Below are 18,630 nucleotides of genomic sequence, written 5' to 3' on the forward strand. Positions count from 1 at the left end.
TACTCTAAACAAAAGCTCAATGGTTATATGGCCTTCTTACTCTTTGAAGTCTCTTGTTTTTTTCTCCACATATTTTCCATTTGTTCAAGAGTTCTACCTTTTGTTTCAGGAACGAATTTCCAAACGAATAAAGCAGAAAGTATACTCATTAAACCGTAAAAACCATATGTTAATCCTCCGCTATATTCCATCATCACAGGATATGTAGAGGAAATAAAATAGTTAGCCGCCCACTGAGCAGCTACGGCAATAGCTACAGCACGACCTCTAATTTTATTAGGGAAAATCTCTGAAATGAGCACCCAACAAATTGGTCCCCATGACATCATAAAGGAAGCTGTATAAATAATGATAAATACAAGCGTCCCTATACCAATGATGTTTGAAAAAGCCATGCTTGCTACACCGAACATTCCAATGGCCATTCCGATAGACCCTGTTATTAATAAAGGTTTTCTTCCCAAACGATCAACCGTCAAAATTGCAATTACTGTAAAAATAACGTTTACTAATCCCATAATAATGGTTTGCAGCATAGAAGAACCTTTAGCTGCTCCCATGCTTTCAAAAATACGCGGAGCATAATATAGAGCTACATTTATTCCTACAAACTGTTGAAATACAGAAAGCAATATACCTACAACGATAACTAATTTTCCGTACGCCAATAATTTTTCAGATGAAACATTGGTAGAAATTGTTTGTTTAATATCTTCTAAAATTGATTTCGCTTCTGAAGATCCATTAATTTTGGTTAGTATGGCTAAAGCTTTTTGGTCTTGATTCTGTATAGCTAAGTAGCGAGGCGTTTCAGGAACTAAAAACAAGAGTGCTGCAAAGAGTAAAGCTGGAATAGCTCCTGAAGCAAACATGTATCTCCACCCTACATCATTAATCCATTCTAAGGTTTCCCCATTTGCAATACCCCAATTCACGAAGTAAACGACTAACATTCCAAAAATAATCATAAATTGATTGAATGATACCAATCTGCCGCGAATATCTGCCGGTGCAATTTCTCCTATATAGATTGGACAAATGGCTGATGCTAAGCCAACACCAATCCCACCTATAATGCGGTAGAAGTTAAAAGCTAGTAACAAAGAGAGTGTCGGTTCCCCTTTTGTAAAAAATAAAAACTCAGGATAAGAAGCGCCTAACGCTGAGACTATAAAAAGAATAGCCGCTAGTATAAGTGATTGTTTGCGTCCTAGTTTCGTCGCAAAATAACCAGATACCAACCCTCCAATAATACATCCTATTAAAGCACTTGATACAGTAACACCGTGTGCTAAAGATCCCAACCCTAAGCTGTCAATAAGATACACCTTTAATGATTCTTCAGCTCCAGATATTACAGCTGTATCATATCCAAACAGTAACCCTCCGATAGCGGCAACTAAGGTAATAGAAAAAATATATAATGAGTTTCGATTTTGTTTCATGCGTTGTTAAAAGCAGTTAGTTAAGAGTAACAGTAGAAGTTCTATTTCTAACTGAGTTCGCACTTATTTGAATGCGTTTTCAAATTCTTGGAACACAAAAGAAATTTTCGTCGTCTATTGGACTAACTGCTCTTATCCTCCCCTCTAACGTACGTATTTTTCTATCGAATCAAATCTTACTACAGCATTTTCTATACTTCCTTTTGTGTCAGGTATATCGATATACAACCATAATCAAATAATACAAGCTACTTTCATATGAGGCTCCTTTTTAAAGTAAGGTTGTATATTTTGTAATCTATTACTTCCCTTTAAATTCATCTAGCTTTTTACTTAGGTCGTGTGTTTGAAGATATACTTCTTTATATAATTCATAAAGCTGTTTATAGACTTGTACATGTTCTACGTTAGGATAATATGTTTTTGAAGACGTAATAAATACGTTTGCACACTCTTCCAATGAGTTGTACCAGCCACAGCCATAAGCTGCTAGCATGGCTGCTCCTAACGCTGGGCCTTGTTCAGTAGATAACTTTACAATTTTTGCATTAAAAACGTCTGCTTGAATTTGAAGCCAGTGATCGTTTTTTGCTCCCCCGCCGATTGATACAATAGACGTAATTTCCTTTCCGTTTTCTCGAAAAATTTCAATTGATTCATTTAATGAAAACGTAATCCCTTCAATAACTGCCCGCGTAAAGTCTCTCTTTTTATGAGAGGCATCCATCCCTATAAAACTTCCGCGAATCGTAGCATCTGCATGCGGTGTACGTTCCCCGACTAAGTAAGGGGTAAATAAAAGGCCGTTTGAGCCGATTGGGACATTTTTTAGGTCGGCCAACAATTCTTCAAACGTATCGTTTTCTGCGAAATTTTCCTTAAACCAGCTTAAACTGTGACCAGCAGATAATGTAACGCCCATTGTATAAAATGCATTTTCTTTTCCATGATTAAAATAGTGGACTTTTCCACCAAAGTCTCTATCGCTTCGTTCCTCATAAGAAAGAACAACCCCAGATGTCCCAATGCTACATAGTGTTTCCCCTGATGATAAAATGCCGGCGCCGATTGCTCCGCAAGCATTATCAGCTCCGCCAGCAAATACTTTCGTTGAAGTTGCTAATCCCGTTTTTTGAGAGAACTCCTCATTAATATTGCCTATGCATTCATTAGATTCAACTAGTGGCGGACAAAGGTTAATATTAACTCCTACTGATTGACAAAGCTCTTCATCCCATTTTTTCTTGCTGATATTTAATAATAATGTACCGGCAGCATCTGAATATTCACTATGAATCAAGCCAGTCATCTTAAAACGCAAATAGTCTTTGGGCAGCATAAATACAGCTGTTTTTTCAAATATCTCCGGTTCATACTCTTTTACCCACAATAACTTAGGAAGAGTAAATCCTTCTAAAGCCTGGTTTTTTGTTATTTCTAAAAGATGTTTTTCTCCAATCACTTTATAAAGATGATGACATTGTTCTGTTGTTCTTGTGTCATTCCACAAAATGGCGTTACGTAATAGGTTATAGTTTTTATCCAGCAGCACAAGGCCATGCATCTGTCCAGAATAACTAATTCCTTCTATATCTTCGGGTTTTATATTAGCGTTAGCAATTAATTCATTTAAAGCACTAGCCGTCTGCTGAACCCATTCTTCTGGATTCTGTTCGCTATACCCTGTTTTTTCATGAAGGAGAGGATAATTTTTAGAAACCACAGCGCAAATCTTGCCTTTTGTATCAACTAAAACCGTTTTTACGGCGCTTGTTCCTAGATCAATTCCAATTACATATTTCATCTTCATACCTCCGCGTTTATAAACGAGAGTAGAAATTGTTTCTACTCTCGTTTGTTCTTTAAACTTCCAAAATATATTGATTTAAAATAGCCTTTAATCGTTCTTGTCTTCCTGATTTATTCATAATATTCGGATTTTTAAACGCGTATTGCTCCAATGTATGGAAGTTAGCTTTTCCTTCCACAATCTCAAGCCCAATTCCTTCTTTAAAGCTGCTGTAGCGCTCGTTAATAACATTTTCGAAAACACGATCTTCTACTAATTTATGTGCTACTTTTAATCCTCGAGCAAACGCATCCATTCCTGCTACATGAGCATAGAGTAAATCGTCTTGTTCAAAAGAACCTCTGCGTACTTTAGCATCAAAGTTTAATCCTCCGCTGCCCAGCCCTCCATTTTGCAGAATTTCATACATTGCTAGCGTTGTAGAATATAAATCCGTTGGGAATTCATCTGTATCCCAGCCTAAAAGAGGGTCACCTTGGTTTGCATCCACTGATCCTAATAAGCCTTGTACTCTAGCTACTCGTAATTCGTGTTCAAATGTATGCCCAGCTAACGTTGCGTGGTTAGCTTCTAGATTAAGTTTGAAGTATTTATCTAATCCGTATTGTCTTAAAAATGAAATAGTTGTTGCTGCATCGGTATCATACTGATGTGTCGTAGGCTCTTTAGGTTTAGGCTCAATCAAAAACTGCCCCGTATATCCAATTTCGGTTGCGTAATCTACAGCCATATGCATAAATCTGGCTAAGTTATCTAACTCTAACTGTAAATTTGTGTTGAGCAGTGTTTCATATCCCTCACGGCCGCCCCAGAATACATAATTTTCTGCGCCTAGTTCTTTTGCTGTTTCAAGCCCCTTTTTTACTTGAGCCGCCGCATAAGCAAATACATCTGCATTACAAGAAGTAGCTGCACCATGAACGAACCGGGGATTTGTAAACATATTCGCTGTGTTCCATAATAACTTTACGTTACTTGTTTGCATGTATTCTTTGATCATAGTGACGATAACATCAAGGTTTTTATTTGTTTCTTGCAACGTACTGCCCTCCGGAGCAATGTCTCGATCATGAAATGCGAAGAATGGAACATTTAATGTTTCAAAAAGTTGAAAAGCTGCCTCAACTCTCGCTTTTGCTAAATCCATTCCATCATATCTATCCCAAGATCTTTGCATAGTAGCTGCGCCAAAAGGATCCGTACCATCTGCTGTAAACGTGTGCCAGTAAGCAATAGAAAAACGCAGCTGATCTTTCATCGTTTTACCGCCTACTACTTCTTCAGGGTTATAGTATTTAAAAGCTAAAGGATTTTTAGAATCTTTACCTTCATATAAAACTTTGTTTACGCTTTCAAAATAATTAATTTTATTAGTACTAGTTTGGACCATTTGTCATTTCCCCCTTTGATTTAAGTGAACAAGTTTATCCATCAACTATCTTATTTGAGTTAGTTTGTTTATCCAATAAACTAACTTTATCTCATCATATACAAAATAAATGTTTATTTCAATGTTTTTTTTAGAAAATTTAGTTATAATATTAGATATGATACTTTTAAATATCTAATTCAAGCTTCCAAAAACACCAACTTAGTTCGATAGATAAACAAAGGAGTGGTTATTATTCAAATTGCAGATCAAGCTTTAGTAAAAAAAATGAATCAAAAATTAATATTAGATGAAATTTTAAAGAACTCCCCTGTCTCCAGGGCAACTCTCTCTGAGATTACAGGATTAAACAAGTCTACTGTCTCCTCTCAAGTAAATACACTGCTTGAAAAAGATTTTATTTTTGAAATTGGGGCAGGGCAATCTAGAGGCGGCAGAAGACCTGTAATGCTTGTTTTTAATAAGAATGCAGGCTACTCGATTGGTATTGATATAGGAGTCGACTATCTTAACGGAATTCTAACCGACTTAGAAGGAAATATTATTCTCGAGAAGACTTCTGACTTGTCTAGTTCTTCCGCTAGTGAAGTAAAAGAGATTTTATTTGCACTTATTCATGGTTTTATAACCCATATGCCTGAGTCCCCTTATGGTCTAGTCGGAATAGGAATTTGTGTTCCAGGTCTTGTAGATCGTCATCAGCAAATTATTTTCATGCCTAACTTAAATTGGAATATCAAAGATTTGCAGTTTTTGATTGAGAGTGAGTTTAATGTTGCAGTTTTTGTTGAAAATGAAGCTAATGCAGGAGCATACGGTGAAAAAGTATTTGGTATGACAAAAAACTATGAAAACATCGTTTACATCAGTATTAATGTCGGAATTGGAACTGGACTTGTTATTAACAACGAATTGTATAAAGGTGTTCAGGGTTTTTCTGGGGAAATGGGTCATATGACGATAGATTTTAATGGACCCAAATGTAGCTGTGGAAATCGAGGCTGTTGGGAATTATATGCTTCTGAAAAAGCGTTACTGGCTTCGCTCTCTAAAGAAGAAAAGAATATTTCTCGAAAAGAGATTGTGGAACGCGCAAATAAAAATGATGTAGAAATGTTAAATGCACTTCAAAACTTTGGCTTTTATATCGGAATTGGATTAACCAATATTCTTAATACATTTGATGTAGAAGCTGTTATCTTGAGAAATCATATAATTGAATCTCATCCCATTGTTTTAAATACGATTAAAAACGAAGTTTCTTCTAGAGTCCATTCTCATTTAGACAATAAATGTGAACTATTGCCTTCTTCGTTAGGAAAAAATGCACCTGCTTTAGGAGCGGTTTCCATCGTTATTGATTCTTTTTTAAGTGTTACCCCTATAAGTTAGTTAAGTGAACGCAAAGGTTAGCAAACTATATCACGTTTGATCTTAAGAATGAAGGAGCTACTTTCGATTAATTGATTTTCTATAAAAGGGAAAGAATTACCCTCTTCTATTAAGAGTGTTATGTCTGTCTCCACCCTCACCTTTTCATCCCATGCAGCCAGTCACCTATCATAACGGCAACTGGCTGTTTATATGTTATTAGCAACCTGCTCTTTTCTAAACTACGAAGAGTCTTGCTTTTTGGGTTAGTTTACCTGCTTTTCAAATTATGAATCATGTCTTGTCAGAGTAGTTATGACTTCTTTATATTCCTCTAACTCTTTGGTCTGTGCGAGAGTATTGATTTTCTCTAGCGATAAAAGAGAGTTCTGAATAATAAATGTGCGAGGCTCCGTATCATTTTGCAGTAATTCATCCGATATAAACGTAACAAATTCTAAACTTCTCTTCCGTTCCTCTTCATTTGCTAGTTTATTTTCAATCACCCGTTTTAACTTCGCAGTTACACGCGTCAGATCTGTCGAAAAATGACTTTCTGTTTTCTCATTAAATACCGCAGAGTAAACGGAAGGGTTAAATAACTGTTCTTTTTGTTCTGCTACTTCGATTAGGATTTCCTCTGTACGCTTCATGCAATAACGGACAATTTGTTCAATAGGTAACGGATAGTTCAGCGCTTTATTCATTTTAAACATATTGTTAAGCATTCCTTCTAAAAGCACAGCTCCATCAAATAAATAAGGAGAAGTCTTAGACGGAAAAATCTGCTGAAAACGTTCATATATCCAGTTGAATGTTGCCGCTTTTAATTCCTCTATATAATGAAATGTTTTAACTTCATTTAAAACGAGTGTACTTTCAATCATTTCAGGAATTTTGTTTTGCTCTGCAAAGTTCAGCATAAAAATTATCTGTTTTTCAAATACCTTCTGATTATCTCCTTTATATTCAATGGCTATTTTTTCTCTTTGTAAAATAAGTGATTCTTGCAGAGACGAAAGTAATGAGATAAGCAGTTCGCTTTTAGATGAGAAATATTTATAAAATGTTCCTTTTGAAATACCGCTTCTCTCTAATATATCTTGTACCGAAGTGTCTACGTATCCTTTTTCTATAAAAAGCTGGTGTGTATGCCCTAAAATATCGAGCTGTTTTTGATTCATTGCTGCTACTCCTCTGTTTACAATTTACTTTTTATTTAGTATAACTTATCTGCCTTTTTCTACGTGAACTTTATCCTTTTTCCTTGATAAACAAGTAAAAATAATTATATACTATTAGTACATTTTTATACAATTAGTATAAAAATGTACTAATAGTATAGGTTAATTCGACAAATTAACTATTTATCTAGCAAGTGACAACGACTGAGCGCTATGTAACTAGTAAATTCCAAATCTATACCTACTCTGAAGGAGGAATAAGATCATATGAACAAAGAAGTCATTCCCGTTACAGAAATCCCAAAATTTCAATCACGTGCAGAAGAGTTTTTCCCTATCCAATGGTATAAAGAAATGTTGAACAACTCCCCCGTTTATTTTCATGAAGAAACAAACACATGGAATGTATTCCAATACGAACATGTCAAACAAGTCTTGAGCAATTACGAATTTTTTTCAAGCGATGGACAAAGAACCACTATTTTTGTGGGAGATAATAGCAAGAAAAAAAGCACATCTCCAATCACCAACCTTACAAACTTAGATCCTCCTGACCACCGGAAAGCGCGATCTTTGCTTGCAGCAGCCTTTACTCCTCGCAGTTTAAAGAACTGGGAACCGCGAATCAAACAAATTGCAGCAGACCTTGTAGAAGCGATACAAAAGAATTCAACAATTAATATTGTTGAAGATTTATCTTCTCCTTTTCCTAGTTTAGTTATAGCAGATTTATTCGGCGTACCGGTAAAAGACCGATATCAGTTCAAAAAATGGGTAGATATTCTTTTTCAGCCTTATGACCAAGAAAGATTAAAAGAGATTGAACAAGAAAAGAAACGTGCAGGAGCTGAATATTTTCAATACCTCTACCCGATTGTCGTTGAAAAGCGCTCCAACCTTTCTGATGATATTATTTCAGACTTAATTCAAGCGGAAGTTGATGGTGAAACATTCACAGATGAAGAAATTGTGCACGCTACCATGCTGCTTTTAGGTGCAGGCGTTGAAACCACAAGTCACGCCATTGCAAATATGTTTTATTCTTTCTTATATGACGACAAGTCGTTATACAGCGAGCTGAGAAACAATAGAGAATTAGCTCCAAAAGCAGTAGAAGAAATGCTTCGATATCGGTTTCATATCTCCAGACGAGATCGCACGGTTAAACAAGATAACGAGCTATTAGGCGTTAAGCTAAAAAAAGGAGATGTCGTTATTGCGTGGATGAGTGCATGTAATATGGATGAAAATATGTTTGAAAACCCTTTTTCTGTAGACATTCATCGTCCAACTAATAAAAAGCACTTAACATTCGGAAACGGACCTCATTTTTGTTTGGGCGCCCCTCTTGCCCGACTTGAAATGACAACTATCTTAGAAGCATTTTTAGAGGCCTTTTCTCATATCGAACCATATGAAGATTTTGAATTAGAACCGCATTTAACAGCTTCAGCTACGGGTCAATCTTTAACATACTTGCCCATGACGGTGTACAAATAAAGGTTATGTACGTAATAAAGCAGAGAAACGTGAAAGAGATTTACCTTCTCCGTCACGCTTCTCTTTTTGTTATTCCGCTATTTATTGCACTTTTAGTATCTCTGCTAAGTATTTATGTACTACACTTGAAAATCTTCAATACCATTTACAATTGGCAGTAAACGAAACTTAAATGCCGATGAGCTCGTTAACGAACTATCAGCTATTGCCTTCTTTGCCTTAATACACCTTCTATAAAATGCTGATACAAATAATTAATAAGAGCAGTGGCAATTGAGATGAGAAAAAGTTGAAAGCGCGTCATGTTTACCATTTTATATACCTTCAGTTTTTCTGCCAGACTGGTCAAAGGATACGCAAATAGATAGTCAAATAGGACGTTAATTAACAAATATCTTTTGAAATTCCCATAAGTCAGCTTAAAGACCCAAAAATTAGCTATAAAAAACGGTCCAAAGATAAAAGATATATCGCTTGAAAATTTAGGGAAAAGAGGTTTCCTCACTTTCCACCACGTAAAGCTTTTAGATAACTCACTGATAAAAGCAATAACTAATGAACTAAATGTTAAAACAGGTAGGTATCTTTTAAAGACAAATTTATCAACTTTTACTATAGACAGCCAAGGCAATAAAAGTAATGCCAAAAGCGTTAACTTTCCTTTCATTATGTACCCAACTCCTGCCGTTACAAAAATGTAAGCTAAATCATATTCTTTTTAGTTTGTGTAATAGGCTCTTTTTTATGTGTTTATTACACTGTGTTAGTTCTTTTATTCACCTTTTATTACAAGATTTTTTGCTTTCAGGAAATTATTGATTCTCATATTCTGCATGTGCATGGAGAAAATACGGAGGTGAATGTTTAAAAGGAGGAATTAAAAATGACTACAGTACGTGAAGTTATGACTAAAGATGTGAAAGCTTGTGCACCGCACGATCCAATAACAGCAGCTGCAAAATTAATGCGTGATATTAATTGTGGCTCTGTGCCGGTGTGTCAAGAAAATCGAGTAATGGGAATGATCACAGACCGTGATATCGTATTAAACTGCGTGGCGGATGGAAAAGATTGCAACACTGTGCATTGCCATGATTGTATGACTAAAGATGTAATTACGTGTTCTCCGGATACGGATATTCATGAGTGTGCACGTATGATGGCTGACCATCAAATTCGCCGCATTATTGTAGTGGAGAATAATAATATGGTTGGAATCTGTGCAATCGGCGACCTTGCGACAGTGAACGTATATGTTGATGAAGCCGGTGCAGCATTAAGCGAAATTTCTAATCAAGTTCATTAAAACTTTTTAGCATATAAATCCTTAATGCTTGTACAAAATAATCCTGTCTGCAAGGAGGTGCTAACATGCCAAATTTAAACGATAACAAATTTAAAAAGATTCAATCTGAGAGTCAAAAGCAAGGAAAGTCTCAAGAGGAATATGCGGCTGAGCTTGACGCTAATCGTGCAAAAAGTCAAAAGAAAAAGTAACAACAAAAAAGGATTACAATCGGCAAAAGCTCGTTTGTAATCCTTTTTATCATCCCGCGTTGTTACAGGCTGCGATCAGTTATAAATGTATAGTGAGTATATGCTTCATACTTCTCACCGGGCTTTAATACACAAGAAGGAAAATGCTTATGATGAATAGCGTCTGGTAAACCTTGTGTTTCTAGGCAAACACCAAGGTATTTCTCTGATTGAACCCCTCTAATTTCGAATTCTTCGTCTAGATGATTTCCAGTATAAAGAACGACTGAAGGCTGATCTGTTTTGACTTCTATTTTGCGACCGCTTGCAGGGTCCCATAGTGACATCTGATTTTCAGCTTCTGCTTCTAAAAGAAATGGATGATCGTATCCTTTACCCACTAATATATTTTGCGAATGTGTAGATTCCACTCCTTCCTTGAGACTATGTCCTTCTCTAAAATCAAATGGGGTATTTGTGACGTTTAACACTTCTCCAGTAGGTAAAAGATCATCATTCAACTCTAAGAATTCGTTACTTTTTAGCTTCAAAACATGATCCAACACCGTTTCTTTTAGATTTCCGCTTAAATTGAAATACGTATGATTTGTTAAATTGATAAGAGTATCTTGATCTGTTGTTCCTTCGTAAGAAATATGGAACTCATTTTTATTCGTTAATGTATACGTAACTTTCACTTCAAGGTTGCCGGGATAGCCTTCTTCTCCGTCTTTACTTACATATGTAAATTCAACGCCTACATGATCACTTGCATCAATTGTTTTGGCATTCCATATTTTGTGACTAAATCCTTCTGATCCGCCATGCAGATGGTTGTTTCCTTCATTTTTCTCTAGACGATAGGTTTCATTATTAAGTTCAAACGCTGCTCCGCCTATACGCCCTGCTACGCGTCCGACCACAGCTCCGAAATAAGGAGAATACTTTTGGTATTCTTCTATTGAATCAAATCCCAATACAACACTTTCAATCTTCCCTTCAGAATCCGGCATTTCAATATTTGATATCACACATCCATAGTCAAGGCAGGTGATTTTAAGGCCTTCATCATTTAATAAGGTATAAGCATGTACAGCTTGATTGTTTAGTTCGCCAAATTTCTCAAAATTCACTTTCATTTTTAATCAGTCCAATCCTCTTTTTATTCGTAAATTGCTTAACGAACCCTCCATGTTATAAGCATGGGATATGTCCTTATAGTTCCCTCTGCAATCCTTCCTGAATCTTCATTATTCTCATTTTATTGTAATCGTGTACATTTCCTAATTCAAGCTTGAATGATAAAGGCTGGCTACTGTTTGTCATTGCTATTTTTTCAGTATTCCTAAATATTCTTCCCAAGGTCCTACATCTTCTCTGTATCGTTCTGCCATTACTCGAACAATTTGCGCAATATGAGTTAAATCGTGAGCAACCCAAGTCGAGAGCAGCTCTCTGACTTTTACTTCCCCAAACTCCGGGTGTTCTCCCCTCACTTCAAGCTGCTTTTCATGCTTAATTAGCAGCTTTAGTTGTTGTAAATTCTGTATTCTTATCATGTTGAATTCAAGAAGCTTTTCTTCAATCGAACTAGCAGATTCCTTGTGTAAATGAGCATAGCGGTCAAACGGAGGGAAAGCTCCCTTTTTTCCTTCTTGAAGGATGAATTCTAGTCTTGGTATCCAATTGTTTTTTTCTGCTTCTATTAAATGGTCTATGACTTCCGAGGTATTCCAAGTTCCTTCTCCTTCATTACATTGCAGCCACCCTGCAGATAGTCCCGGCAAAAGTTTTTCAAGCGTTTGTGGCGTATGCTCAAGTATTTCAATCGCTTCTTTTAAATTAAAATTCATATCAATTCCCCTTTCTCAACGTAATGATGCTGAGCTGTCAGTTATGTAAAAATTCTTGCGATTATAGTCAATTTTACCACAATTGACTTCTATTAAAGGCAGGAGCTAATCTTCTACTTACTTTAATGCTTACTAAAACAAAATACAGAACACACGTTTGGTTTTCCTGTAGAAATATGATAAAATATATATAGGCTAGAACGCAGTGAGTATCAGTCTGGATGGGTACTGCTCATCGGTAAAATAGATTGCTAGAGACTTTTTCATCTTAAGCTTTCCGTTTGAAATGGAGTGAGACAACAGTGAGTAAAAATCAAAAGCGATGGACAAAAGAAGAAGATAGATTTCTTATCCAACACTATGGCGCTATGACGCTTCAAAAGATGGGTGAGCATTTACATAGAAGTAAGGAATCGGTTAATAAACGGCTTACTCGATTAAATCTTCGTGATTCGGATACAGCTTTACGTAAAAAATGGACGCTTGAACAAGATACTTTTTTACAGGAGAACATTGGTACCATGAATAACCGTGAAATGGCACAATCCTTAGGCAGAAGTCCTTCTTCTATTGCTACGCGCATAAAAGTTTTGGGACTAACACGAAAAACGGCGATGCGAAGATGGACAGTACAAGAAGACCAATACTTGCTAAGGTATTACGGAGTAAAACCTCTTTCGCGCATATCAGCTAAATTACAGAGAAGTGTACAAGCACTAGAATCGAGGCTGAACCGTTTAGAAGTGTATGGAGCGAAAGCGCACGTAGGACACATTACAGCGTGTGAACTAGCAGCCTGCCTTGAAGTAGATGTTCATACAATTTACAAGTGGATTCATAAAGAGAATCTACCGTATAAAATGATCATCGCCAAGACCAGAACATTCATGGGAATTGACATTCAATCTTTTTGGAAGTGGGCTGAAAAAAATAAATCGTGCCTTAACTTTTTTAAAATACCTAAAAACACGCTTATTCCAGAACCAGCGTGGGTGGATGAACAAAGAAAGCTAGACTATGTAAAGCGCCCTAAATACGAGCATAAAAAGTGGACAGCAGAAGAAGATGCCAGATTGTGGCGTATGTTTTATCAGGAAAAGCGCAATCAGCGAGAAATTGGAGAGTTGCTCGGGCGTTCGAGAAATAGCGTGCAGCGACGCTTAGAGCGTTTACGTAAAAAGAAACTAGCGAGTTAAACGATAAAAAGCTTGGGATAATGCTTATCCCAAGCTTTTTTCATTAATACGACTCTTTGTTAAGCTTTAACTGCTTTTTCCCAATCTGCTTCAAATTTTTCCATTCCTTGGTCAGTTAACGGGTGTTTTGCTAATTGCTCAATAACAGCGTATGGAATTGTGGCAATATGGGCTCCTGCAAGTGCTACACGCGTTACATGATCCGGATGTCTTACAGATGCCGCAATGATTTGAGAGTCGATGTTTTGAACGCGGAATAACTCAGCAATTTTAGATACTAGCTGTACCCCGTCTTCTGAAATATCATCAAGACGTCCTAAAAACGGAGAAACGTACGTCGCTCCAGCACGAGCTGCTAAAAGCGCTTGGTTTACTGTAAAGATTAGGGTTACATTTGTTTTTACGCCTTTTTTTGCAAGATAGCGCGTCGCTTCCAAGCCAGCCAATGTCATAGGGAGCTTAATCGTAATATTTTTATCTCCGTCGTTAATTTTAATCAGTTCTTCAGCTTGAGCGATCATGTCTTCAGCAGAAAGTGCGTCAGGCGTTACCTCAGCGGAAACGGATTCAACTTCAGGTACCATTTGAAGGATTTCTTCGATGCGGTCTTCAAATCTTACGCCTTCTTTTGCTACTAAAGATGGATTGGTTGTCACACCAGCTAGAACACCTACTTTGTATGCTTTCTTAATATCCTCAAGGTTTGCTGTATCAATAAAAAATCTCATCTCACTATTCCTCCTTATTGTTGTACATCAATCTGCATTTCAACTTGTTTGAACTATAGCCTAACCAATTTGTTGCAGGGCATATAGATTTTCTATAGAAGCGTTTTCAATCTCTTTTGCAGTTAATACCTTTAATTTTTCTAAAAATTGTATGGCGTCCACTCGGTCTTCAATGTCTTCCTCTGTACGAATATTCTCCGTTTTAATCTGATGGATACATTCGTTGATGACTTCTTTGTACGCATTCGTTTTGATAAACCATTCTGCTAATAGCGTTTTTGTTGCTTCTCTTTCTTCTTCACTTTTAACTGCAAACAAACTCTCTGTTTCCGTTTCACTCAGCATAAGGCTGCTAAAATCGCGATTCATACAAAGCCAAAAATAACCTTTTTGGCTATCGTAATACTTTCCTTCTCTTAAAAGAAAATACTTGATTCCAAATTTAATTTTATGAGATTGGTTCTCTGAACTCGGCATATGAATTTCTTTTATTTCTACGCTTTCTGATACATCCAGATATGTTTCTAAACCGTACTTTGTATTCACTACTTTTGCATCCAATATGTCCATCCTCATTCTCCTTTTCTCAAGTTCTATTTATTTTTATAAAAAAACAGAGGTCTGATTTTATGTAATAACGAATCCAGTTTTTGTGGATGTTTTTCTTAACCAATCGACATGTTTTACTGTTTACGCTTTCATTGTATATCAGATTATTCGAAAAATCACCAAAAACAATCAAATTCATTCAAAAAAATCATAAAATCGTAAAAAATAGTCAAAAAAGGTCATTGTTCATTAAAAATAGATGTATTTTTATGTTAATTGCGTGCTTCAATGTATCTTAAAGGAATTACCTTTTCCAAAAAAACGCCTTTTATTACATACCCTATCTGGAAAAATATACCCTCCCATTTCACCAATTTTTCACTTTAACATGATATCCTGTACTATACTTTTGTTTCACATGCTAATTCCCATGAATTTTTGCTATTTAAGGTTATTCATTTTTATTAGTGGGAAAGTTACATAAATACAACACGTTATAGGGGGACTTTAACATGGATAAAAGAATTGAAACATTAAAAGAAAAACTGCCTGATAATCATAAGGAGGTTGCTGTTCTTACCTCTCATATTTTTGATGCGCTTGATAAATTAACAACTGAACATCGCAGATATGTTGATATTTCAGCAGCAGCCAAAATAAAGCCGAATCCGGATGAAGAGAAAGCTTTTTTTGATACCATCTATGAAGTAAAAACACTCATTATGTCAGAGCTTGAAAAAACCGTTGAAGATATCGAGCACAAAGGTGATAAAAACTGGCATAAAAACTATAAAGATGGAATCGAGTGATAGGTAAATAAGACGTTTAAAAGCCTGTGCTTTTTGGAGCACAGGCTTTTTTCTTTGAGATTCTCTACACTCTACTGGATCGATTTGGAGAGCTCTGGGAATTCAATTATTGAAGGTTTAATACCGTTACTTTTTCACGAGTCATCGATTCAATACTTTTACGAATGCCTTGAGCACCCATACCGGATCCTTTTACACCGATAAAAGGAAAATGATCGGGACCGCGTTCTGTGCGGCCGTTGATTTGAACGGAACCAACTTCAATTTTATTTGCAATTGAGAAGGCTTTATTAATATCTTTTGTAAAAACGCTTGCTTGTAAGCCAAATTCTGATTCGTTTGCTATGTCAATGGCTTCTTGGTCAGAAGCGACGCGGATAATTGGTAACACAGGACCAAATGGTTCTTCCCATGCCACGCGCATAGTATCATTCACGTCATCTAAAAGCGTAGGGTAGATAAGGTTTCCCTCACGCTTGTTTCCAGTCACAACTTCTGCACCTTTTCCGAGCGCGTCTGCAATTAAAATTTGAATAAAGTCCGCTGCTTTGCTATCAATTAATGGAACGATCGTACATCCATCTTCAGGAGAACCCACTGATAGTTTATGTACTTCTTCTTTTAAAATATTTACGAGCTCGTTTGCCACTTTTTCATGCACAAGTACACGTTTAATGGCTGTACAGCGCTGACCTGAATAAGAAAATGCTCCGCTTATAATATGTTTTGCTGCTTCCTGCAGATCTGCATCTTCACATACAATACCCGGGTCTTTTCCTCCAAGTTCTAGTACAAGAGGAATCATGCCTGCCTTTTTAGCTAACTGAGTACCCGTATTTGTTCCTCCGGTAAATGAAATCATGTTAATGCCTTTATGTTCAACTAAATAATCCCCAATAACAGATCCGCGACCCGTTACGACGTTTACAAGTCCTTGTGGAATACCTGCTTGATCAAGAGCTTCAATCATCTTAATACCGCTGATCGCTCCTTGCGTTGCGGGTTTGAAGATCACTGCATTTCCTGAAATAAGCGCAGGCGCCAGCTTAGCAGCTGACAAATTTACTGGATAATTAAATGGAGGAATCGCGAGGACAACCCCTAAAGGTACACGTTCAACAATGGCAACTTTAGACTTAGAACCTCCAGGAAAGCTATCTCCTTTCATGCTTTCTCCGTTCATATGAAGTGCTTCTTCAATTGTATAACGAATGAAATCAGCTGTGCGCACGACTTCATTCCGTGCATCTTTTAAGCTTTTTCCAACTTCTTTCATAATAATTTCGGCAATTTCACTCTGCATTTTTACCAGCTCATCTGCCCACTTATATAAATATTTGGCACGGTCTTGCAGAGAAGTTTCTGCCCACCCCTTTTGAGCTTTCTGTGCGGCATGTACCGCTTCATCGACTTCTTCTTTTGTGATAGCCTGCACTTTTCCAATCACATCATGACGGTATGGAGAAACAATATCGATCGTCTGCCCTGATTTGCTTTCTTTCCACTCACCGTTAAGATAAAAAGAATAAGTTGATACATTTAATACCGTTGTTGTCATAAAAAGTCCCCCTTAATAAAAATGAAATTAATTATCAAAATTTTCAGTCTTTTTTTACGAATAAAAACTCTGTGAATATTTGAGCAAAAAGAATTCTACTTGAATTCATTTCTATAACTTTTATATCCCGTATAACTTCCTTAATCTTATACTGCTTGCTTGTTGCCTTCAAAGCAGCAGCTTTCTTCTTTTCAACTCAAAACAAAGCCTCGTATAATTTAATGAATATTTCGTATTTTTAATATATATAAATTTCTTTCATTCGTACAATACAAATAAGTTATCTCAATGATTAATAATTTTAATGATTCATATCCCAAATACGAAGAAACCTTTATGGCCTCCTACTTTTTTTAAGTGAAATGTCTGTTTTAAGCTCCCTTGATTGTATTTACTTTGGATGGATATCCAGGCGATGCATACACTCTTTTTATTCTATGTGTTGAGAAAATAAAATAAGGGTATAAAATAAATATAGGAAAATGAAGATGAAAGTAGAATATATATTCTAAAGGGAGGGATTTATTGTGATTGTTACTTTAGGTTTTGTGGCATCTATTATTGCTTTGTTTATGCTTTTTACTAACCGGACGTCCAATATCCCGGAAGAAATCATCCATGAAACAACAAATGCCAATAAAGAAGAGCAGTATATGTATTATATATAAAGCGTCTTAACAGACGCTTTTTTGTTGCGCTTTTTACAAAGTCTATAGCAGTTAGAAACGACCCTCATCTATCATTTATCTTTATTTATCAGTGCCTAATGGCCATAAATAGTTAAACAGAAACTAATAAATGAAAAAAAGATATGTTTTGGCTTAAAGTTGACTAACTTAAATAAGTCCAATTTTTGATACAAGTAACTTAGCGGAAAAGCAAATAGTGAATCCATAAGTAAATTAACGAAGAAAAATCGTTTAAAGCGGCCAAACGTAAAATGAAAGATCATAGTATCCCGACCAAAAAGGGGCTAAAAATAAAACTGCTATCGTTTAAAGTTTTCCCTTTCTACCCTCCTTTTACACTCCACCACTTGTAAGGAATAGCTAATGAGCACATTCCAATTACTAAAGATGAGGAAAAAAGAGAAGCGGGAAAATAGGTTCTCATTGATTTTTTCGGTATAAAAACGTATAAAAACAAGGGAAATCCACGGAAGAAACAATTGAAGAATTCTGATGACATTGGGCATATTAGTAAATTCTCCTTTATTATGTTAACATGCCTAAATGTAATTGGATTATGCCTATGTTCTCAAAACAGAGTAAGCTCTGTTACTCCGTGAGTTCTTTACAACCGGTGGAACAATCACAATCAAGACAGGGCATAGCTTCCAGCAAAACGTTTAAGAGCCAATTCTTTTTAAATGAAAATATCTGAATTCAAAATACGACAGACTTCGACACTAGCTATTTGTTACTATATTTTTTAGGTTCTATTTTTAGATTGGAACCATTTTCACATAAATAATTCAACAATTTAAGCCTTTAAAATGACGTGGCAAGTGGAGGAAACTTAATGTGTTTCAAATGTAGACTACTGCTGATAAAGATAGAATTCATACGAAAAATGATGATGATGATTGCCCTAGAAGAAGGGTTTACAAGTAGTAATACGATTAAAATCAGTCAGGATCTAGATGTATTGTTAAATCGATTTGAAGCTACTTGTTAAGAAATACTGGCTGATAACAGAAAAAGGATCTTTTGATAAGATCCTTTTTTACTATTGGTAGACGATTATTCGTTTCAAAAAAAT

At 36.0% G+C, this 18,630-nt stretch carries 18 protein-coding genes; 8 read left to right on the top strand and 10 right to left on the bottom strand.

The features are described 5' to 3' along the window. Positions 1–23: 23 nt before the first annotated feature. From xylE to xylA, 3 genes are all read right to left on the bottom strand, one after another. Positions 24–1,445 (bottom strand): D-xylose transporter XylE, encoded by a 1,422-nt coding sequence (gene xylE, locus SB717_RS13915; protein ID WP_410903944.1) that lies wholly within the window; start codon positions 1,443–1,445, stop codon positions 24–26. Between the two features lie 301 nt (positions 1,446–1,746). Further along, a complete protein-coding gene (xylB, locus tag SB717_RS13920; protein WP_410903945.1) occupies positions 1,747–3,249 on the bottom strand; it encodes a xylulokinase in 1,503 nt (500 codons plus the stop codon). 58 nt (positions 3,250–3,307) lie between these two features. After that, entirely contained in the window at positions 3,308–4,645 is a 1,338-nt protein-coding gene (gene xylA / locus SB717_RS13925) for a xylose isomerase (protein WP_098579517.1), read from the bottom strand. A gap of 234 nt (positions 4,646–4,879) precedes the next feature. On the opposite strand from xylA, the gene xylR reads away from it, so the two are divergent. Continuing rightward, a complete protein-coding gene (gene xylR, locus SB717_RS13930; RefSeq protein WP_410903982.1) occupies positions 4,880–6,037 on the top strand; it encodes a transcriptional repressor XylR in 1,158 nt (385 codons plus the stop codon). A 266-nt stretch (positions 6,038–6,303) separates the two neighbouring features. Here the strand turns inward: xylR and SB717_RS13935 are convergent, their stop codons facing one another. Further along, on the bottom strand, positions 6,304–7,200 hold the full coding sequence (locus SB717_RS13935) for a TetR family transcriptional regulator (protein WP_410903947.1): 897 nt from the start codon (positions 7,198–7,200) through the stop codon (positions 6,304–6,306). Positions 7,201–7,467: 267 nt separating this feature from the next. Here SB717_RS13935 and SB717_RS13940 point away from each other — a divergent pair, with 267 nt between their 5' ends. After that, positions 7,468–8,700: a cytochrome P450 gene (locus tag SB717_RS13940; RefSeq protein WP_410903948.1), complete on the top strand. Its 1,233-nt coding sequence runs from the start codon at positions 7,468–7,470 to the stop codon at positions 8,698–8,700. A gap of 202 nt (positions 8,701–8,902) precedes the next feature. On the opposite strand, the gene SB717_RS13945 is transcribed toward SB717_RS13940, so the two are convergent. Further along, positions 8,903–9,367, bottom strand: a complete 465-nt coding sequence (locus SB717_RS13945; protein ID WP_410903949.1) for a hypothetical protein — start codon at positions 9,365–9,367, stop codon at positions 8,903–8,905. Positions 9,368–9,583: 216 nt separating this feature from the next. On the opposite strand from SB717_RS13945, the gene SB717_RS13950 reads away from it, so the two are divergent. Further along, positions 9,584–10,006 (top strand): CBS domain-containing protein, encoded by a 423-nt coding sequence (locus SB717_RS13950; protein WP_016763757.1) that lies wholly within the window; start codon positions 9,584–9,586, stop codon positions 10,004–10,006. A gap of 65 nt (positions 10,007–10,071) precedes the next feature. Then, positions 10,072–10,197 carry a hypothetical protein gene (locus SB717_RS13955; protein ID WP_013056562.1) on the top strand — a complete coding sequence of 42 codons (126 nt, stop codon included), beginning with the start codon at positions 10,072–10,074 and terminating at the stop codon, positions 10,195–10,197. A gap of 62 nt (positions 10,198–10,259) precedes the next feature. Here the strand turns inward: SB717_RS13955 and SB717_RS13960 are convergent, their stop codons facing one another. Together SB717_RS13960 and SB717_RS13965 are read right to left on the bottom strand one after the other, a co-directional pair. Next, positions 10,260–11,315, bottom strand: coding sequence for an aldose epimerase family protein (locus tag SB717_RS13960; protein WP_029714681.1), 1,056 nt, complete (start codon positions 11,313–11,315; stop codon positions 10,260–10,262). Between the two features lie 189 nt (positions 11,316–11,504). Beyond that, the gene (locus SB717_RS13965; RefSeq protein WP_029714682.1) at positions 11,505–12,029 is read right to left on the bottom strand and encodes a DinB family protein; all 525 of its coding nucleotides are present in this window, start codon (positions 12,027–12,029) and stop codon (positions 11,505–11,507) included. Positions 12,030–12,331: 302 nt separating this feature from the next. Here SB717_RS13965 and SB717_RS13970 point away from each other — a divergent pair, with 302 nt between their 5' ends. Next, complete coding sequence (locus SB717_RS13970) at positions 12,332–13,225, top strand: sigma-70 RNA polymerase sigma factor region 4 domain-containing protein (RefSeq protein ID WP_410903950.1); 894 nt, start codon at positions 12,332–12,334, stop codon at positions 13,223–13,225. A gap of 59 nt (positions 13,226–13,284) precedes the next feature. Here the strand turns inward: SB717_RS13970 and fsa are convergent, their stop codons facing one another. Both fsa and SB717_RS13980 read right to left on the bottom strand, forming a co-directional pair. Further along, on the bottom strand, positions 13,285–13,953 hold the full coding sequence (gene fsa / locus SB717_RS13975) for a fructose-6-phosphate aldolase (RefSeq protein WP_410903951.1): 669 nt from the start codon (positions 13,951–13,953) through the stop codon (positions 13,285–13,287). 60 nt (positions 13,954–14,013) lie between these two features. After that, a complete protein-coding gene (locus tag SB717_RS13980; RefSeq protein WP_029714684.1) occupies positions 14,014–14,523 on the bottom strand; it encodes a hypothetical protein in 510 nt (169 codons plus the stop codon). A gap of 491 nt (positions 14,524–15,014) precedes the next feature. Here SB717_RS13980 and SB717_RS13985 point away from each other — a divergent pair, with 491 nt between their 5' ends. Further along, entirely contained in the window at positions 15,015–15,311 is a 297-nt protein-coding gene (locus SB717_RS13985) for a hypothetical protein (protein WP_028413740.1), read from the top strand. Between the two features lie 106 nt (positions 15,312–15,417). Here the strand turns inward: SB717_RS13985 and SB717_RS13990 are convergent, their stop codons facing one another. Then, positions 15,418–16,869, bottom strand: coding sequence for an NADP-dependent glyceraldehyde-3-phosphate dehydrogenase (locus tag SB717_RS13990; protein ID WP_410903952.1), 1,452 nt, complete (start codon positions 16,867–16,869; stop codon positions 15,418–15,420). A gap of 527 nt (positions 16,870–17,396) precedes the next feature. On the opposite strand from SB717_RS13990, the gene SB717_RS13995 reads away from it, so the two are divergent. Next, a complete protein-coding gene (locus SB717_RS13995) occupies positions 17,397–17,537 on the top strand; it encodes a hypothetical protein (protein ID WP_165573386.1) in 141 nt (46 codons plus the stop codon). 853 nt (positions 17,538–18,390) lie between these two features. Further along, positions 18,391–18,546 carry an aspartyl-phosphate phosphatase Spo0E family protein gene (locus SB717_RS14000; RefSeq protein WP_016763750.1) on the top strand — a complete coding sequence of 52 codons (156 nt, stop codon included), beginning with the start codon at positions 18,391–18,393 and terminating at the stop codon, positions 18,544–18,546. Positions 18,547–18,630: the final 84 nt, after the last annotated feature.

It is taken from the genome of Priestia sp. SIMBA_032 (genome assembly GCF_046535215.1).
GTDB lineage: Bacteria > Bacillota > Bacilli > Bacillales > Bacillaceae_H > Priestia > Priestia aryabhattai.

Excerpts from the sequence above, each read along its gene's own strand:
- SB717_RS13955 (WP_013056562.1), top strand. The coding sequence starts at position 10,072 with ATGCCAAATTTAAACGATAACAAATTTAAAAAGATTCAATCTGAGAGT.
- SB717_RS13945 (WP_410903949.1), bottom strand. The coding sequence starts at position 9,367 with ATGAAAGGAAAGTTAACGCTTTTGGCATTACTTTTATTGCCTTGGCTG.
- SB717_RS13935 (WP_410903947.1), bottom strand. The coding sequence starts at position 7,200 with ATGAATCAAAAACAGCTCGATATTTTAGGGCATACACACCAGCTTTTT.
- SB717_RS13960 (WP_029714681.1), bottom strand. The coding sequence starts at position 11,315 with ATGAAAGTGAATTTTGAGAAATTTGGCGAACTAAACAATCAAGCTGTA.
- SB717_RS13950 (WP_016763757.1), top strand. The coding sequence starts at position 9,584 with ATGACTACAGTACGTGAAGTTATGACTAAAGATGTGAAAGCTTGTGCA.
- SB717_RS13940 (WP_410903948.1), top strand. The coding sequence starts at position 7,468 with ATGAACAAAGAAGTCATTCCCGTTACAGAAATCCCAAAATTTCAATCA.
- SB717_RS13980 (WP_029714684.1), bottom strand. The coding sequence starts at position 14,523 with ATGGACATATTGGATGCAAAAGTAGTGAATACAAAGTACGGTTTAGAA.
- SB717_RS13965 (WP_029714682.1), bottom strand. The coding sequence starts at position 12,029 with ATGAATTTTAATTTAAAAGAAGCGATTGAAATACTTGAGCATACGCCA.
- xylB (WP_410903945.1), bottom strand. The coding sequence starts at position 3,249 with ATGAAATATGTAATTGGAATTGATCTAGGAACAAGCGCCGTAAAAACG.
- SB717_RS14000 (WP_016763750.1), top strand. The coding sequence starts at position 18,391 with ATGTGTTTCAAATGTAGACTACTGCTGATAAAGATAGAATTCATACGA.
- SB717_RS13985 (WP_028413740.1), top strand. The coding sequence starts at position 15,015 with ATGGATAAAAGAATTGAAACATTAAAAGAAAAACTGCCTGATAATCAT.
- xylA (WP_098579517.1), bottom strand. The coding sequence starts at position 4,645 with ATGGTCCAAACTAGTACTAATAAAATTAATTATTTTGAAAGCGTAAAC.
- fsa (WP_410903951.1), bottom strand. The coding sequence starts at position 13,953 with ATGAGATTTTTTATTGATACAGCAAACCTTGAGGATATTAAGAAAGCA.
- xylE (WP_410903944.1), bottom strand. The coding sequence starts at position 1,445 with ATGAAACAAAATCGAAACTCATTATATATTTTTTCTATTACCTTAGTT.
- SB717_RS13990 (WP_410903952.1), bottom strand. The coding sequence starts at position 16,869 with ATGACAACAACGGTATTAAATGTATCAACTTATTCTTTTTATCTTAAC.